Raw genomic sequence first — 17,112 nt, forward strand, 5'->3', positions numbered from 1 at the left:
GCCTGGGCCCCGGGACCCCTGCGCCGGTCCCGGGGCTCTGACGCGTCTGCGGTGCGTGCCGCGAGTCGACAGGCCCTACGACCGCACAGGCGTCGGACCGAGCGCGGTAGGGCCCGCCCGTGACACCTGACGGGCCGTATCTCGATCGACCGCGGCCCGCCGGTTCACTCCGTGGTCTTGGCAGCCGCGTCGATGGCCGCGAGCGAGCGCCTCGCCTGGTTGCGGTCCGTGGTGTACCAGAAGTCGGGCAGCGAGGCACGGAGGTAGCTCCCGTACCGGGCGTTGGCCAGCCGCGGATCGAGCACCGCGACGACACCCTTGTCACCCGTGGCGCGGACGAGCCGCCCGGCACCCTGTGCCATCAGCAGCGCCGCATGGGTCGCCGCCACGGCCATGAACCCGTTGCCGCCGGCTTCCTCGACCGCCTTCTGGCGGGCGCTCATCAGCGGGTCGTCGGGCCGGGGGAACGGGATCCGGTCCATGACCACGAGCTGGCAGCTGGGACCGGGGACATCGACGCCCTGCCAGAGCGACAGCGTCCCGAACAGACAGGTCTCCGGATCCGCCGCGAAATTCTTGATCAGCTCGCCGAGTGTCTCCTCGCCCTGCAGCAGGATCGGCTTGTCCTGCCGGCCTCGGAGCTCCTCCGCGGCCGCCTGAGCCGCCCGCATCGACGAGAACAGGCCCAGGGTGCGGCCGCCCGCCGCCTCCACCAGCTCCGTGAGCTCGTCGAGCATGTCGGTGCGGGAACCCTCCCGCCCCGGCGTGGCCAGGTGGCGGGCGACGTACAGGATGCCCTGCCTCGGGTAGTCGAAGGGCGAGCCGACGTCGAGGCCCTTCCACTGCGGGATGTCGTCGCCGGCCGTGCCTTCGGGAGCGAGTCCCAGGGACGCTCCCACTCCGTTGAAGTCGCCGCCGAGCTTGAGCGTGGCCGAGGTCAGCACCACCGAGCGGTCGGCGAAGAGCTTCTCCCGCAGCAGCCCGGACACCGACAGCGGCGCGACCCGCACCGAGGCGCCGAAGCGGTCGTGGCGCTCGTACCAGACGACGTCGTACTCGGAGCCCTGCGTGATGCGCTCCGCGACGCTGTGGATGGACTCGACCGACGCCATGGCCTGCTTGCGCACCGCGTCCTCGTCCTGGACGGACTTGTCGCGGGTGCCACCGAGCGCGGTGATCACCGCGCGCGCGGCGTCACGCAGAGCCATCAGCGCGTAGCCGAGGTCCTCCGGAACCTCTTCGAGGCGCCCCGGGAGCGCCAGCTCCATGACCCGCTCGAACCCCTCCGACGCCGTCATCAGGGCGTCGGCGGCCTTTTCGTCGACCAGCTTCGCCGCGCGGCGCACCGCCCGGTTCACCTGGCCGGGGGTGAGCTCGCCGGTGGCCACCCCGGTGACCCGGGAGACCAGCTCGTGGGCCTCGTCGACGATGAGCACCTCGTGCTTGGGGAGCACCGGGGCTCCCTCGATCGCGTCGATCGCGAGCAGCGCGTGGTTGGTGACGACGACATCGGCGAGCTTGGCCCGCTCACGGGCCGCCTCCGCGAAGCATTCGGCACCGTAAGCGCACTTGGTGGCGCCGAGGCACTCACGCGAGGAGACCGAGATCTGGGCCCAGGCGCGGTCCGAGACACCGGGTGTCAGGTCGTCCCGGTCGCCGGTCTCCGTCTCGTCCGACCAGTCGCGCAGGCGCAGCAGATCCTGGCCCAGTTTGCTCGACGGCGCCGCCGCCTCGAACTGGTCGAAGAGCCCCTCCTCCTCGTCCTGCGGGGCTCCCTCGTGGAGCCGGTGCAGACAGAGGTAGTTCGACCTGCCCTTGAGCATCGCGAACTGCGGCCGGCGGCGCAGCAGCGGGTGCAGCGCGTCGACCGTGCGCGGAAGGTCCCGCTCCACCAGCTGGCGCTGGAGGGCCAGTGTGGCCGTGGCCACCACCACCCGCTCGCCGTGTGCCAGCGCGGGCACCAGGTAGCCGAGCGACTTGCCCGTCCCTGTGCCGGCCTGGACGAGCAGATGGGCGTTGTCGTCGACGGCCTCGGCGACGGCCTCGGTCATGGAGACCTGGCCGGGCCGTTCCGTACCGCCGACAGCGGTGACGGCGGCGTGGAGGAGCTCGGAGAGAGATGGCTTCGTCATAGCGCGTCCACCCTACGGCGCTCCACTGACAACAGCAGCCGGTCCCGGACTCACACGGAGGGGTGAAGCGGGTTGGGTACGACGCCGTGGACGGCGGCGTGGGGGCGCTCCGGCCGGTCGCGGTAGCCGTCCAGATGCAGACGGTTGCGGTTGAGACACAGACGCTCGATCGTCGGCGTCAGCATGTCGAAGATCTCGAACCGCTCCTTGAGGTCGGGGAAGCGGCCGTGGTGCCTCAGGATCTCCGCACGGACGAGTGACCAGAATTCACCCTCCGGTACGCCCATCTGTTCCTCGCAGAGCGGGGACAGATAGCGGAAGACGCCCACGAAGAGTCCGGAGTGGATGAACTGGGTGAGGAAGGAGGGGTCCTCCGTGAGCAGGACGGCGCGGACGTCCGGCGGCATCGACGCGTGCTCGGGCAGCGGCCTGGCGCTCACGTTGACGTCGTCGACGAAGTCCTTGATCGCGAGGCGCACCGGCACGTCGTTGTCGTCGAAGACGACGATGGCGTTCTCACCGTGCGGGGAGAAGACCGTGCCGTAGCGGTACAGGAAGTGCAGGAGCGGAGGCAGGAGCGCCGCGAAGAGCCGGGTCAGCCAGGCGGCCGGGGCCAGTCCCGAGCGGGCGACCAGCTCGGCGGTGAAGGAGCGGCCGGCCGGGTCCGTGTGCAGCAGCGAGGCCAGGGTGCGGGCGCGTTCGCCCGGGGCGAGCCGCGGCTGAAGAGGCTCCCGCCAGATCGCCCCGAGGATCTCCTTGAACTGGTAGGGCGACTCGGGGAGATGGTCGTAGAGCGGATGCTCGACGGCAACCGAGGCGACCTCTCCGAGAAGGATGACGCCACAGGTGTCGCGCAGGAACGGATCGCTCTCGCACATCCCCTGGACCCACGCGGTGACGGCCGGGGCGGCGAGCGTGCGTTCGGTCGGCAGACCGCGCCAGACCAGGGTGTTGAGGATCGACAGGGGCAGCTTGACCGTGTGCCGGTCGGGACACCCCACGTTGGTGAAGGTGCGGATGGACTGCTGCGGCAGCCGGAGGTCGGCGTCGGGGTGCAGGGGCACGATGTCGCCGCCGGCGATCGCGGGGGCGAAGAGTGGGACGACCCATTCGTCCCACTGCCACGGATGCACGGGGAGGAACAGGTAGTCGGCGGGGTCGAGCCCGCGTCCACGCAGAATCCTGGTGAAGGACTCCCGGACGTCCGGGTCGAGTTCCTGGCCGTACAGGTCGTCGGGGGTGGCGACACCGCCCACTCCCCGGTAGTCCGCTATGCGGGTGCTCACGGCGATCCACGGCAGTGTGGTGGCGGAGCGGGCTTCCGGTGCGAAGCGGGCCGCGTCACCGGCGGAGAACCCGATGCGTCCCTTGTTCGCCACGAGCCAGGGGTGGCCGGTCTGGTGCCCTTCGAGCTCGGCGTAGGGGAGCTCGGCGAGCTGTGCCGCGCTGAGCGCGGTGTGGTCGAGGCGGGCGTCCGCGGTGAGTGTGGTGGTCAGCTCGCGGATGAGGTGGGCGAGCGTGGCGCCGTCGAGGCCCAGAAGGCGGTGTCCGCGGGCGAGGAAACGCAGTGGGTCCCGGAAGGGTGTCCCGTCGCCGCTCCGGTCCCCGGGCCCTTCGCCGGGGAGCTCACGGATCGTCGCGGGGTCGACGCGCCAGCCGCCGTAGACGCCGCGCCTGGCGTGGAAGACCAGAGTCGCCCCGTCGTCGAGGCGCACGGCGTAGTGGCCGGTCCGCCCCGCGTCGTCGCCGGACCGGGGCACTGGCTCGACGACCTCCTCGTAGGCGAGCTCACCGAGCATCTTGGCGAGGAGCCTCGCGGCCACCCGGTCCCAGACGGTCCGGTTGAGTTCCGGTGTGTCGATCGGCGTATGCGGCTCCGTCTGATGGTGACTCGCGGGATATGCAGGCACGTTGACTCCTCCGGGTGGGACCGATGGGGTTCGAGCGGGCTGTACGGTGCGGCGAGTTGTTCACAGGTGTTCGCGGTGGGCTCGGTCACGGACCATCAGGGCGGCTCGCTTGTCGGGAAGGTCCACTTCCGCGCAGAAGCGGAAGCCGGCGCTCAGGAAGGCGGACACGGACGGGGTGTTGCGCAGGTCCGGCTCCGCGACGACGCGTGCGCAGAGGGGCCGGTTGTCGAGCACGAGATCGGCGACGGTCCTCAGCAGGACGCTCCCGATGCCCCGTCCCCGGTTGCCCACGCCACCGATGAGGAGATGGACCCCCATGTCGTGCGGCCGTGCCGGGTAGTGGCGGGCCAGCGGGTCGAGATCGGCACGGTAGACCTCCCAGTAGCTCATGGGCACACCGTCGAGGACGCCCAGACAGGGGACGCTGCGGCCGTCCCCCGCGAGCTGCCGGCCGAGGTGGGCGGCCGTGACCGAATCCGGTCCGGCGAGCTCCCAGAAGGCGGCGACCGCGGGGTCGTTCATCCAGCGGCTGATCACCGCCAGGTCGCGTTCCGGTTCCACCGTGACCAGCTGGAACACCCCGGCGGAGGTGGTGACGGGGCTCCACCCTCCGGGCCGGCCGACGAGAGCGGAGGCGTCACCCCCTGCGGCCGCGGCCGCAGGGGGGTCACCGAGCAGGGCGAGGAGTTCCTCGGTGAGCCGCAGCTCCAGGGTGTCCTCGGTGCCGGTGGCGTCGGACGGATCGCCATCGGTCTCGGTGTGGGCATCGGCGTGATGCACCGTGACGCTCTCCTCTCGTGGGTTCAGACGGTCATGCCGTGTCGCCGCGGAGTGGATTGGCGATGGTGACGTACACGGACTGCGTGTCCACCGGCCCGACCAGCTCGTCGAGGCCGTGCATCCGGGTCAGCAGGTTGGCCTTGCAGCGCAGTTGCCGGGTTTCCAGAAGGTAGGCGGGCAGGGGGGAGCCCAGCCGTACGGCGCCTTCGAGGAAGCGTCGGAACGCGGCGAGGAGGAGCTGTTCGTCGGCGAGCCGCTGGGCGCCGAACGCTCCGATGAGACCGAACACGTTGTTGATGCCGAGGTAGTAGGCGAGCCGCTCGTCGGTGACGGCGTCCGAGACGAAGGTGTCGCTGACGGCGCCGATGCCCGGAAGCCGTCGTTCGAGCGCGGACCGGTGGGACTCCCGGAAGTAGTAGCCCTGGTTGTCGCGGTACCTGCCGCCGACGGGCCAGCCGTCCGCGTCGAGGATGACGAGCGTGTTCTGCTGATGGGCTTCCAGTGCGACGCCGGCGTGCGCGTCGAGCCAGAGGACGGGGAGGACGACGCGGTCGAGGTAGCGCAGGAACCACTCGGCGCACACCGCACCGGTCGCCCTGCCCGTGCGGGCGGCCAGCGAGTGGATCGTGTCGGCGAGCCGCGAGTGTGTGCCCGCCCGGCCTGGCCACGGGCGGGGGGCGGTGAGGCCGGCGATGCACACGGCGTCGTCGGCCGGGCCGAAGGGATTGTGGCGGAGCATCACGTCGAGGCCGGGGACGGGCCCGCCGTCCGGGTGGTCGACCGCCAGCCATGCGGGATCCCGGACGATGTCGAAGCCCGGGTGCGCCTCCTGCCACCGGTCGGCCAGACCGGTGCGCAGCAGGCGGTGGACCTCGGCCCCGCGGTGCAGTTCCTTGCGGAGGTTCTCCCGGCGGGAGTTGGTGATGCGCACGCCCAGGGACAGCTTCAGCATGACGTCGGAGCCGGGACGGTGCACGGTGCGGACGGAGGAGGTGGGGTGCCAGCGTTCCCCGTGCGGGCCGAGGTCGTGCAGCAGGCCTTTCTCGCACAGTGCGACGACGTCGGGGCGTCGCAGGACCTCCGCGGCCTGCCAGGGGTGGAGCGGGAGGGCCGCGCTCCCTTCGGGGAGGCTCAGGCCTTCGGCGTGCGGAGCGAGGAGTGCTTCCGCCGGAACGGGCCTGCCGGCCTTCGTCCATGTCGACTCCGTGGCCAGCACGGAGCGGTCCACGGCGATCCAGTGGAGCGGGAAGGAACCGCGCAACTCGGGTGAGTAGAGGAGCGTTTCGGACTCGGAGAGGCCTTCGCGGCTCTTGGGTGTGGGGTGCAGGGGGTGGCCGAGGACCAGGGACTGCTCGGCGGTGAGGAAGAGGTCGGCCTCGGACGACGTGATGGGTGTGCGGCGCCGGGCCGCGATGAAGGCAGCCGTGTGCCGTACGGAGTCGGCGACCCTGGCCACCAGATCGACCGCGGAGTTCCGCTCGCTCTCACGGCTCAGGAGCGCGGCCACGGTGACGGCGTCGACGCCCGGTGCGCCCGCGGGCGCGCCCTCCAGGGCCGGGGACCCGAAGCGGTGCCAGCCGGTGGCGGACCAGTGGGTGACCGGGACGATCAGTGCGGTACCGCTTGCGGGAAGGGGCACGCGCAGGGTGTCGCCCTGCGGACGGGGCAGGTCGTTCTCCCTGGTCCAGCAGCGCAGCAGGTTCTCCGTACCGGCCGAGTCGGCGGCCCGGAGCGGATCCGGATGGTCCAGTGGATCCGGCTCCGTGGGGCAGGGGCGGTCGGCCGGGGCGCCGGTGGGGTCGGTCGCCCCGGCACGCGGGGTTCCGTGCGGACCGGCCTTCTGGCGCGGCACGGTCGTCGACTCGACGGCGAGCGGGCCCTCCGGCAGGTCGTGTCCGCGCTGGCGGCCGGTGGGGGGGCCGTCGGCCTCGGGCGGCGTGGGGGTGGGGTTCACGGCTGTCTTCCTTGTGAGGGGTCCGGAGTCAGCGGGTCGGCCCGGCGGCCGCCCGGCGGTTCGGCGAGCACTCGGCCGCTCTCAGCGCGTCGGCGAGGCGGTCGACGACCGCCGTCGCCTGTTCGTCGGTGAGCGTGAGAGGAGGGAGCAGCCGGACCACGGCACCGTGGCGACCGCCGATCTCGACGATGAGGCCCCGGCGCAGGCATTCCTGCTGCACCGCCGCGGCGAGCGCGGGGTCGGGCGGTGGGGCGGAGCCGTTCTCCGCGGTGACGGTCGGCGGCCCGGCCTCGGGGTCGACGAGCTCGATGCCGATCATCAGACCGCGGCCCCGGACGTCACCGATGCTCGGGTGGTCCGCGCTCAGGGCCTGGAGCCTGGCGAGCATGCGCGCGCCCAGCGTTCCGGCGCGTTCGGCGAGCCGGTTCTCCCGCACGTAGGCGAGCGTCGCGGCGCCGGCCGCCATGGCGAGCTGGTTGCCCCGGAAGGTGCCCGCGTGGGCACCCGGCTGCCAGAGGTCGAGCTCCGAGCGGTAGACGATCACGGCAAGGGGAAGCGAGCCTCCGATGGCTTTCGAGAGCACCATCACGTCGGGCACGATACCGCTGTGTTCGACCGCCCAGAAGGTGCCGGTCCTGCCGACCCCGGTCTGCACCTCGTCCGCGATCAGGGCGATGGACCGCTCCTGGGTGATCTCCCGCATCCGGCGCATCCAGCCGTCCGGGGCGGGGTTCACCCCGCCCTCGCCCTGGACCGGTTCGAGGATCATGGCGGCCGGTGCGGGCACACCGCCCTTGGGGTCGTCCAGGAGGTATTCCGTCCAGCGCGCGGCGATGTCGGCGCCGCGCTCGCCGCCCGCTCCGAAGGGGCAGCGGTAGCTGTGCGGGAAGGGCAGTCTCGTCACGCGCACGTCCGTCGCGCCGCCCGATGCGGCCAGCGCGCCCGCGGTCATCCCGTGGTAGGCGCCGGTGAACGAGAGGAGTTCACTGCGTCCGCTCGCCGCACGGACGAGCTTGAACGCCGCCTCGACGGCGTCGGTGCCCGCCGGACCGCAGAACTGGATCCGGGCGTTGTCGGCCAGCTCCTTGGGCAGGGTGGAGAACAGCTCGGTCGTGAAGGTGTCCTTGACCGGTGTGGCCAGATCCAGCACGTGCAGCGGCGCGCCGGAGTCGATGACCTTCCTGACTGCCTCGAGCACGACGGGGTGGTTGTGACCGAGGGCCAGGGTTCCCGCCCCTGACAGGCAGTCGAGGTAGCGCCGGCCGTCCGCCCCCTCGATGGTCATGCCCCGCGCGCGTACGGGCACGATCGGCAGGGACCGCGCATAGGTGCGGGCGGCCGATTCGCGGAGGGCCTGACGCCGCAGGATGCCTTCGTGCGCGGGGGGAAGTCCCACCGGAGCTGGTTCGGTCACGGCCACGGCTGTTCGGTCCTCCTGCTGTAACAGTTGGGTTGCCATGCGTACGGTCCCGCGAAGACGGACCGCGCCCATGAACGCCGTCCGGGTGTCCCCCGTACGTACCAACGACGCGGAACGCGGGAGATCACGGCTGAATCGGAAGATCCTTGCGCAGGCGGAACCGCGGCCCTGGCGCGCACCGTCCCCATCGGCACCGGCATAGTAGGGGCCGCACCGGGGGCGGAGCCGCCGCTCCGAAGCGTGCGCGGTCGAGGCAACTCCGTACCGCGCACCCCGAGTCCGCAGTGCAGTACCGACGTCAGTGACGAAGTCCCAGGGGGATCACCAGATGCGACCCATGCGCCCGACCGATACCGCACACCGCGTGGGGAGTGCCCGCCGCACCCCCCGAGTGTTCGCCGCAGCCGCCCTCGCCGGTGTCCTGACGCTCACCGCCGCCGCCTGCGGGCCGGACGAGAACGGCGCGATCAGCGAACCGAGCAGTTCCACCGGCCAGTCCTCCGACGGGAAGGTCACCATCCCGGACGATCTCAAGGACCGGCTCAAGGAGCACGGGATCGACCTCGACAAATGGCGGGACGGCGAGTGGAAGAACTGGGACAAGGACACGTGGCTGCGTGAGGCCAAGGACTACGTCAACCCGATCATCGAGGACCTCTGGGACCCGGACCGGATGCGGGAGGCCGACAAGCCCCCGGAGAACCCCGTCGACAACGACATCTCCGGCGACGAGGGTGTGACTGACCCGACCCCCGCACCGGTCGAGGCGGCGGGCCTGAAGACCCCGTACCACGACAGCGCGCCCGCGTCCGGGAAGCTCCTGTTCGACGGCCCCGAGGGTTCGATGGTCTGCTCCGCGACCGTCGTGCAGGACCCGGCCCACCCGGGCAAGTCCAACATGGTCTGGACGGCCGGCCACTGTGTGCACGCGGGCAAGAACGGCGGCTGGTACCGCAACATCGCCTTCGTGCCCTCGTACAACGACAGCGGCATGTCGACGGCCGAGCTGCAGAACGCCTCCAAGGAGGAGATCGCTCCGTACGGCCTGTGGTGGGGCCAGTGGGCGCAGACCTCCGACCAGTGGATCAACCAGGGCGCCGCGACCGGCGGGCAGGGCGCTCCCTACGACTTCGCCGTGCTGCAGGTCGCTCCGGAGAAGGGCTCGACAGGCAAGTCCCTCGAGGAGACCGTCGGTTCGGCGCTCCCGGTGGAGTTCAACGCCCCGGCCGTCCCCGAGATCGACAGCATGACGGCGACCGGCTACCCGGCGGCCCCGCCGTACGACGGGCAGAAGGCGCTGCAGTGCACCGACCGGCCGGGCCGCCTGTCGGTCTTCGAGGCGCAGCCGACGATGTACCGCGTCGGCTGCACGATGACCGGTGGTTCCTCCGGTGGTGGCTGGGTCGCGGAGGGGCAGGACGGTGAGCCCGCCCTGGTCTCGAACACCTCCATCGGCCCGGTGAGGGCGGGCTGGCTGGCCGGCCCGCGCCTGGGCAAGGAGGCCAAGGGCGTCTACGAGGCCGTGAGCAAGAAGTACGCGGGACGGTAGACCGCGGCCGTCGCCGGACGGTCGTGCCCGGGCTCCCCACGGTGTCCCGGGCATGACCGACAGCGGGACGACGCACGGAGGCCGGGCCCCCAGGAAGGGGGCCCGGCCTCCGTGCGTCGGTCGCGTCAGTGGGCGACCGGTGCGAACATCCCGAGGTCCGCGCTCAGTTCCTCGTGGACCCGGGCCTTGAGGAGCGTGCCCTCCGGGGTGTGCTCCTCGGAGAGGACCTCGCCCTCGGCGTGCACCCGGGAGACGAGCGCTCCCTGGGTGTACGGCACGAGTGCCTCGATCTCGACGGACGGGCGCGGGAGCTCGGCGTCGATCAGCGCGAGCAGCTCGTCGATACCGGCTCCGGTACGCGCCGACACCGCGATCGCGTGCTTCTCGGTGCGCAGCAGGCGCTGCAGCACGAGCGGGTCCGCCGCGTCCGCCTTGTTGATCACGACGATCTCGGGTACGTCGACCGCGCCGACCTCCCGGATCACCTGACGCACGGCGGCGAGCTGCTCCTCCGGCACCGGGTGCGCGCCGTCGACCACGTGCAGGATGAGGTCGGAGTCGCCGACCTCCTCCATGGTGGAGCGGAACGCCTCGACCAGGTGGTGGGGAAGGTGCCGCACGAAGCCGACCGTGTCGGCGAGGGTGTAGATCCGGCCGCTCGGTGTCTCGGCGCGGCGCACGGTCGGGTCGAGGGTGGCGAACAGGGCGTTCTCCACCAGTACGCCCGCGCCGGTGAGCCGGTTGAGCAGCGAGGACTTCCCGGCGTTGGTGTATCCGGCGATGGCCACCGAAGGCACCTTGTTGCGCCTGCGTTCCTGGCGCTTGATCTCGCGGCCGGTCTTCATCTCCGCGATCTCCCGGCGCATCTTCGCCATCTTCTCGCGGATCCGCCGACGGTCCGTCTCGATCTTGGTCTCACCAGGACCACGGGTCGCCATGCCGCCACCGCCGCTGGAACCGCCACCGCCCATCTGACGGGACAGCGACTGACCCCAGCCCCGCAGGCGCGGGAGCATGTACTGCATCTGTGCCAGCGACACCTGCGCCTTGCCCTCGCGGGACTTGGCGTGCTGGGCGAAGATGTCGAGGATCAGCGCGGTCCTGTCGACCACCTTGACCTTGACGACGTCTTCCAGGTGGATCAGCTGGCCGGGGCTGAGCTCACCGTCGCAGACGACGGTGTCGGCCCCGGATTCGAGGACGATGTCACGCAGCTCCAGCGCCTTGCCCGAGCCGATGTAGGTGGCCGGGTCGGGCTTGTCGCGCCGCTGGAACACGGCGTCGAGCACCTGGGCGCCCGCCGTCTCGGCGAGGGCCGCGAGCTCCGCGAGGGAGATCTCCGCGTCGTGGACGGTCCCCGATGTCCAGACACCGACGAGAACCACGCGCTCCAGGCGCAGCTGCCGGTACTCGACCTCGGTGACGTCCTCGAGCTCGGTGGAGAGTCCCGCGACACGGCGCAGTGCCGCCCTGTCTGAACGGTCGAGCTGGTCTCCGTCCCGCGCTCCGTCGATCTCGTGGCTCCAGGCGACGTCCTCTTCCATCAGGGCGTCGGCCCGAAGGCTCTCGGTGAGGCTCTCGGAGTTGGCTTCCGTGGCGCTCTGCGCGTCCTGCGCGTCCTGGGGAAGGGAGGAAGAGGAGGTCATTGGATCCTTACGTCGATAGAAGTCCGATACGTCAGTCACAACGTGTGACCCCGCCGGAAGATTCCCCCGTGGGGCGATCCACCGGCCGGCCGCCGTGCCGACGCGTCGATAGTGACATGTTCCCGCCCGGCGCGTCACCGGGGTTTCGGTGCCTGCCCGGGGCCCTGCCCGTGCACGGCGGGCGCGGGACTCCCACCGCCTCCGGCGCTCCTGGGCGTCTCGCTGCGCCAGTCGGGGTGCCCCGGCATCGGTGGGGTCTTCTCCCCGTACAGCCACCCGTCGAAGAACGCCGTCAGGTCCCGCCCCGCGATCCTCGACGCGAGGTCCGTGAACTGCCGCGTGGTCGCCGACCCGTTCCGGTGGGCCCGGACCCAGGTGCGTTCCAGACGGTCGAACGCGGCCTCGCCGATCTCCTCGCGCAGCGCGTACAGGATGAGCGCGCTCCCGTCGTACACGACCGGCCTGAACAGGCTGATCTTGTGGTCGGGGGTGGGGGCGTCGGGGCGGGCGGGCGGGCCGCCCGCGGCGCGCCAGGCGTCGGAACGGGCGTAGGCCTCACGCATCCGCCGCTCCATCGGCTTCCGCGCGTGTTCCTCGGCGTAGCGGGCCTCGTACCAGGTGGCGTGTCCCTCGTTGAGCCACAGGTCGGACCAGGACCGCGGGGAGACGCTGTTGCCGAACCACTGGTGGGCGAGCTCGTGCACCATCACGGAGTCGACGTACCACTCGGGGTAGCCGGCCCCGGTGAACAGGGAGCGTTCGAAGAGCGAGAGCGTCTGGGTCTCCAGCTCGAAGCCCGTCTCGGCGTCGGCGACCAGGAGCCCGTACGTCTCGAACGGGTACGGGCCGACCTGCTCCTCCATCCAGGCCAGCTGCGCCGGGGTCTTCTTCAGCCAGGGCTCCAGCTTCGCCCGGTCGGCGGCGGGCACCACGTCACGCACCGGCAGTCCCCGCGGTCCCGTTCGGTGCAGGACGGCGGAGCGGCCGATGGACACCTGGGCCAGTTCCGTCGCCATCGGATGCTCGGTGCGGTAGGTCCAGGTGGTCGCGCCGGCGTGTTCGCGCCTCCCGGCGGGCAGACCGCCGGCGACGACCGTGAACTCCTTCGGCGCGGTCACCCGGAAGGTGAAGTACGCCTTGTCGGCGGGGTGATCGTTGCCGGGGAAGACGCGGTGAGCGGCGTCGGCCTGGTTCGCCATCGCGAGTCCGTCGGAGGTCGGTACCCAGCCTCCGTTGGCCTTGTCCCCCGAGGGGTCGCTCGTGTGCCGGACGGTGATCCGCACAGGCGTTCCCGCCGGGAGCCACGAGGGGGTGTCGACGACCAGGTCCTCACCCGCGGTGGCGAACTCAGAGCCGAGCCCGTCGACCTCGACGGACCGGACGGTGCCCCGCGCGAAGTCGAGGTTGATCCGGTCCAGGGGTGCCGTGGTCCGCGCGTCGATGGTGGTGACCGCTTCGAGGGGCCTGGTGTTGACGCCCGTGTAGGTGAACGAGATGTCGTACGAGAGGACGTCGTATCCGGGGTTGCCCAGGTGGGGGAACAGTCGGTCGCCGATGCCGAGCGGCTCGGGTGCGGGCAGGGTGGCGGCGACGAGGGTGACCGACGCGGTGGCGAGCAGGGCTGCACGCAGTCGGCGGGAGGTGAGCGGCATGGACTACGGCTACCAGCGTGCGCCGTCCGCGCGGGAGTGGCGCGCGCCGCACCACCCGAACGGGGTCGCCCCGCAGCGGCAAGGAGAGGCCGGGGCGGCGGTCAGCCCGTGGCGGCGGGCTGCTGGGCGCGGCTCACGTCGTACACGCCGGGCACGTCACGCATCGCCCGCATGAGGCCCGGCAGGCCTGCGGCGTCCGGCAGCTGCAGCGTGTAGGTGTGCCGGACACGCTGTTCGCTGGGCGGCTCGACGGTCGCCGAGACGATGGCGGCGTCCGCGGTCGCGATGGCCTCGGTGAGGTCGGCGAGGAGCCGGGGACGCCCGAAGGACTCCGCGACGAGGGTGACCTTGTAGTCGGTGGTGCCGCTCCAGTCGCCCGGGTCGTTCCAGCGGGCCCCGACGGCCGCCCGGCCGATCCCCCGCATACGGGCCACCGCCGGGCACTCCTCGCGGTGCACGGTGACCGCCCCGCCGCGCACGGTGAACCCGATGATGCTGTCGGGCGGCACGGGGGTGCAGCATCCGGCGAGCCGGACCGGCGCCCCCGGCATGTCGACGACCACGTCGGCCGCCCGGTCGGCGGCCCGGCTCCGGCTGTTCGCCGTGTCCTCGGCGGGCTGCGCCTGCGGCCTCGGCGTGTCGGGCCGGCTCTTCCCCGCCCCCTGCGCGCCGTCGGGATGGGCGTCGAGCCACCCGGTGATGGCGATCCGGGCGGCGGGAGTGCGCGCGTGGTCGAGCCACTCCGGGGAGGGTCCGGACGAGGCGTCCTGGCCGAGCAGGAGCTGCACGGTGTCGCCGTCGTTCAGTGCGGTGCTGAGGGTGGCCAGCCGGCCGTTGACACGGGCTCCGATGCAGCCGTGGGCCTCGTCGCCGTACTGCGCGTAGGCGGCGTCGACGCAGCTGGCGCCGGCCGGCAGTCCGAGCGTCCCGCCGTCGGTGCGGAAGACCGTGATCTCCCGGTCCTGGGCGAGGTCGGCGCGCAGTGTGGCCCAGAAGGTGTCGGAGTCGGTCGCCGATTCCTGCCAGTCCAGGAGGCGGGAGAGCCAACCGGGCCTGGTCGGGTCGGCACGTTCGCCGTCCGCGGGTTCCGGCTGCTGCCCGGCGGTGGTGCCGTCCTGGGTGTAGGGGTTGCCGAGCGCGACGACTCCGGCCTCGGCGACCTTGTGCATCCGGTGCGTGCGGATGAGGACCTCGGCGACCGCGCCCTCGGAACCGACCACCGCCGTGTGCAGTGACTGGTAGAGGTTGAACTTGGGGGCCGCGATGAAGTCCTTGAACTCGGAGATCACCGGTGTGAGACAGGTGTGCAGTTCGCCCAGGACGGCGTAACAGTCGGCGTCCTCCCCGACCAGCACGAGCAGCCGTCCGAAGTCGGTGCCCCGCATCTCGCCGCGTTTGATCCTGACCCGGTGCACCGAGACGAAGTGGCGGGGTCTGATGAGCACTTCGGCGTTGATGCCGGCTTCCCGCAGGGTGGATCTGACCCTGTCGGCGATCTCCGAGAGCGGGTCCTGCGCACCTTCCCAGGCGGAGATCAGGGCACGGGTGCGCTCGTACTCCTCCGGGTGCAGGATCGCGAAGACGAGGTCTTCGAGTTCCGTCTTGAGCGCCTGCACGCCGAGGCGTTCGGCGAGCGGGATGAGCACGTCCCGGGTGACCTTGGCGATCCTGGCCTGCTTCTCGGGCCGCATGACGCCGAGGGTGCGCATGTTGTGCAGCCGGTCGGCCAGTTTGATCGACATGACGCGGACGTCGTTCCCGGTGGCGACGAGCATCTTGCGGAAGGTCTCGGGCTCGGCGGCGGCCCCGTAGTCGACCTTCTCGAGCTTGGTGACGCCGTCGACCAGGTAACAGACCTCGTCGCCGAACTCCTCCCGCACCTGATCGAGGGTCACCTCGGTGTCCTCGACCGTGTCGTGGAGCAGGGAGGCCGTCAGGGTCGTCGTCTCGGCACCGAGTTCGGCGAGGATGAGGGTGACCGCGAGGGGATGGGTGATGTAGGGCTCACCGCTCTTGCGCATCTGGCCGCGGTGGGAGGACTCGGCGAGTACGTAGGCCCTGCTCAGAATGGACAGGTCGGCGTCCGGGTGGTGCGCGCGGTGCGCCTCCGCCACGTGCCCGATGGCGTCGGGGAGCCGGTCACGGGAGGCCGGCCCGAGCAGGGCGACACGGCCCAGCCTGCGCAGATCGATCCGCGCACGACCGCGCTTGCGAAGGGGAGCACCTGGATTGGCGGCCTCTGCGCTCATGGGGCACCTCCGGCGACGTCGACCGGCAGGGAAGGGATGCGGATGCACCCCAGGGCCGGTGCTTGATGCTATCGACCCCACCACGTGGCGCAGTCCAGCTCTCGCCCAGCGTGAAACGGATCACCCATTCGAGCGAAGCTCTAACCGATCACCGTTTCGACCCATGCGGAGTCGATCACGCCCTCGGCGACGATGACCGCCGGGCCTGTCATGTCGATCCCGCCGTCGGCGTGTTCGGTGATCACCAGGGTGCCGCCGGGGAGGTCCACCGTGTACGTCGCAGGGGCTCCCGTCTGCGCGGGGTCCACGCCGTCCCTGCGTGCCGCCGCGACGGCCACGGCGCAGGCGCCCGTGCCGCAGGAGCGGGTCTCGCCGGAGCCGCGCTCGTGGACGCGCATCGCGACGTGCCGCGGTCCGCGGTCCGCGACGAACTCGATGTTGACGCCGTCCGGGTAGACGGACTGCGGGCTGAACGGCGGTACGGAGAGCAGGTCCCCGGCGTGGTCCAGGTCCTCGACGAACGCGACGGCGTGCGGGTTGCCCATGTTCACGTTCCGGGCGTCCCAGCTACGGCCGTCCAGGGTGACCGTGACTCCGGCGTCGGGGAGCTCCGCCCGCCCCATGGAGACCGTGATGTCGCCGTCCTTGGCGATGTGCACGCGCTTGACCCCGCCCCGGGTCGCGACGGCCAGGTCGCCTTCGGCCGCGAACCCGGCACGCTGCAGGTAGCGGGCGAACACACGGACCCCGTTGCCGCACATCTCGGCGACCGACCCGTCGGCGTTGCGGTAGTCCATGAACCACTCCGCGTCCTCCGCCATGGCGCGGGCGTCGGGGTGCGCGGCGGACCGGACGACGTGCAGGAGTCCGTCGCCGCCGATGCCCGCGCGGCGGTCGCAGAGCCGGGCCACGACGGGAACAGGCAGGTCGAGGGAGTTGTCCGGGTCCGGAACGATCACGAAGTCGTTCTCGGTGCCGTGTCCCTTGAGGAAGGCGATCTGCGAGGTGCTCACGGATCAACTGTACGAGGCCGTGCCGGCGGTTCGCCGGTCCGGGGGCCGCGCCGTCGGCCGCGGCTCCTCAGCGGAGGCGGGCCACGCGCCAGACGGCCAGGGCGACCAGTACCCCGCACACGCCGACGTACAGCGCGATCACCCGCCAGTCGGCGCGCTCGTTCGTTCCTCCGACCGGCAGACCGGGCCAGTTGTGACCGACACGCCGCGCCGCCATCATGCCCCAGCCCGCGGCGCAGCAGCTGATCAGGAGCCCCAGCATCGCCACCACGGCGCCGCCCCCGCCGAACTCGAAGGCGAGCGGGAAGGCGAACATCAGGGAACCGGCCGCCGCCAGCACCACGATCGGTGCGAGCTGCCAGATGCGCACCCGGCGGGCGGGGCGGAGCTCGACCTCGACCTCGGGGACGATGTCGTGCTCGTCCGGCCCGTCAGGGCTCAGACGTCCTGCCTCGTGCCGCGTGTGCGGTGCGTCTCGGTCTGTGTCGCGAGGGCCGGCCTCCATCGCCACGCGCCCTCCCAACTCGGACTCCACTGGTCGATCGATGCTCGATGATGGCACGCCGCCGGCCGCCGAAATGACGGGCGGAGCTTCCCGATGCCATCACGTGATCAGGCTGTTATAGCCCCGCTTGAGGGTTTATGCAGGTCAGGCGCCTGCCGCTGGTCGGCGAGTCAGCCAGAGGTCAGCAATAGCCGCAGGTCAGCGCCGGATTGACCAGCCGCGGCCAGCCAGAGAAGGAACCATGTCGAACAAGCTTGCGCGGAGTATGGGGAGCTTCTTCAGCCCTGCGAGTGCCGCCGCCC

The 17,112-nt window shown here is 71.5% G+C and carries 11 protein-coding genes; 1 reads left to right on the forward strand and 10 read right to left on the reverse strand.

The genetic code is table 11. The features are described 5' to 3' along the window. Nucleotides 1–164: 164 nt before the first annotated feature. Genes LWJ43_RS07770 through LWJ43_RS07790 form a run of 5 tightly spaced genes read right to left on the reverse strand, consistent with a single transcriptional unit; the run spans nt 165 to nt 8,196 of the window. Nucleotides 165–2,132 carry an ATP-dependent DNA helicase gene (locus tag LWJ43_RS07770; RefSeq protein ID WP_277331565.1) on the reverse strand — a complete coding sequence of 656 codons (1,968 nt, stop codon included), beginning with the start codon at nt 2,130–2,132 and terminating at the stop codon, nt 165–167. A 50-nt stretch (nt 2,133–2,182) separates the two neighbouring features. After that, entirely contained in the window at nt 2,183–4,042 is a 1,860-nt protein-coding gene (locus LWJ43_RS07775; protein WP_277331566.1) for an IucA/IucC family protein, read from the reverse strand. Nucleotides 4,043–4,102: 60 nt separating this feature from the next. Further along, nucleotides 4,103–4,822, reverse strand: a complete 720-nt coding sequence (locus LWJ43_RS07780; RefSeq protein WP_277331567.1) for a GNAT family N-acetyltransferase — start codon at nt 4,820–4,822, stop codon at nt 4,103–4,105. A gap of 31 nt (nt 4,823–4,853) precedes the next feature. After that, nucleotides 4,854–6,776, reverse strand: coding sequence for an IucA/IucC family protein (locus LWJ43_RS07785; RefSeq protein WP_277331568.1), 1,923 nt, complete (start codon nt 6,774–6,776; stop codon nt 4,854–4,856). Between the two features lie 28 nt (nt 6,777–6,804). After that, nucleotides 6,805–8,196 carry a diaminobutyrate--2-oxoglutarate transaminase family protein gene (locus tag LWJ43_RS07790; protein ID WP_277331569.1) on the reverse strand — a complete coding sequence of 464 codons (1,392 nt, stop codon included), beginning with the start codon at nt 8,194–8,196 and terminating at the stop codon, nt 6,805–6,807. Nucleotides 8,197–8,533: 337 nt separating this feature from the next. Here LWJ43_RS07790 and LWJ43_RS07795 point away from each other — a divergent pair, with 337 nt between their 5' ends. Then, the gene (locus LWJ43_RS07795; RefSeq protein WP_277331570.1) at nt 8,534–9,745 is read left to right on the forward strand and encodes a trypsin-like serine peptidase; all 1,212 of its coding nucleotides are present in this window, start codon (nt 8,534–8,536) and stop codon (nt 9,743–9,745) included. A gap of 125 nt (nt 9,746–9,870) precedes the next feature. Here LWJ43_RS07795 and hflX read toward each other — a convergent pair whose 3' ends face one another. The 5 genes from hflX to LWJ43_RS07820 all read right to left on the reverse strand — a co-directional run bounded on the left by hflX (nt 9,871) and on the right by LWJ43_RS07820 (nt 16,810). Continuing rightward, on the reverse strand, nt 9,871–11,391 hold the full coding sequence (hflX, locus tag LWJ43_RS07800; protein WP_277331571.1) for a GTPase HflX: 1,521 nt from the start codon (nt 11,389–11,391) through the stop codon (nt 9,871–9,873). A gap of 134 nt (nt 11,392–11,525) precedes the next feature. Beyond that, nucleotides 11,526–13,043, reverse strand: coding sequence for a M1 family metallopeptidase (locus LWJ43_RS07805; RefSeq protein WP_277331572.1), 1,518 nt, complete (start codon nt 13,041–13,043; stop codon nt 11,526–11,528). A 101-nt stretch (nt 13,044–13,144) separates the two neighbouring features. Beyond that, nucleotides 13,145–15,292 (reverse strand): RelA/SpoT family protein, encoded by a 2,148-nt coding sequence (locus tag LWJ43_RS07810; RefSeq protein WP_277331573.1) that lies wholly within the window; start codon nt 15,290–15,292, stop codon nt 13,145–13,147. A gap of 140 nt (nt 15,293–15,432) precedes the next feature. Then, nucleotides 15,433–16,305 carry a diaminopimelate epimerase gene (dapF, locus tag LWJ43_RS07815; RefSeq protein ID WP_277331574.1) on the reverse strand — a complete coding sequence of 291 codons (873 nt, stop codon included), beginning with the start codon at nt 16,303–16,305 and terminating at the stop codon, nt 15,433–15,435. Nucleotides 16,306–16,372: 67 nt separating this feature from the next. Then, nucleotides 16,373–16,810, reverse strand: coding sequence for a hypothetical protein (locus tag LWJ43_RS07820; RefSeq protein WP_277335833.1), 438 nt, complete (start codon nt 16,808–16,810; stop codon nt 16,373–16,375). Nucleotides 16,811–17,112: the final 302 nt, after the last annotated feature.

Source organism: Streptomyces sp. JH34 (genome assembly GCF_029428875.1).
GTDB lineage: Bacteria > Actinomycetota > Actinomycetes > Streptomycetales > Streptomycetaceae > Streptomyces.

Excerpts from the sequence above, each read along its gene's own strand:
- LWJ43_RS07795 (WP_277331570.1), top strand. The coding sequence starts at position 8,534 with ATGCGCCCGACCGATACCGCACACCGCGTGGGGAGTGCCCGCCGCACC.
- LWJ43_RS07805 (WP_277331572.1), bottom strand. The coding sequence starts at position 13,043 with ATGCCGCTCACCTCCCGCCGACTGCGTGCAGCCCTGCTCGCCACCGCG.
- LWJ43_RS07820 (WP_277335833.1), bottom strand. The coding sequence starts at position 16,810 with ATGGAGGCCGGCCCTCGCGACACAGACCGAGACGCACCGCACACGCGG.
- LWJ43_RS07810 (WP_277331573.1), bottom strand. The coding sequence starts at position 15,292 with ATGAGCGCAGAGGCCGCCAATCCAGGTGCTCCCCTTCGCAAGCGCGGT.
- hflX (WP_277331571.1), bottom strand. The coding sequence starts at position 11,391 with ATGACCTCCTCTTCCTCCCTTCCCCAGGACGCGCAGGACGCGCAGAGC.
- LWJ43_RS07770 (WP_277331565.1), bottom strand. The coding sequence starts at position 2,132 with ATGACGAAGCCATCTCTCTCCGAGCTCCTCCACGCCGCCGTCACCGCT.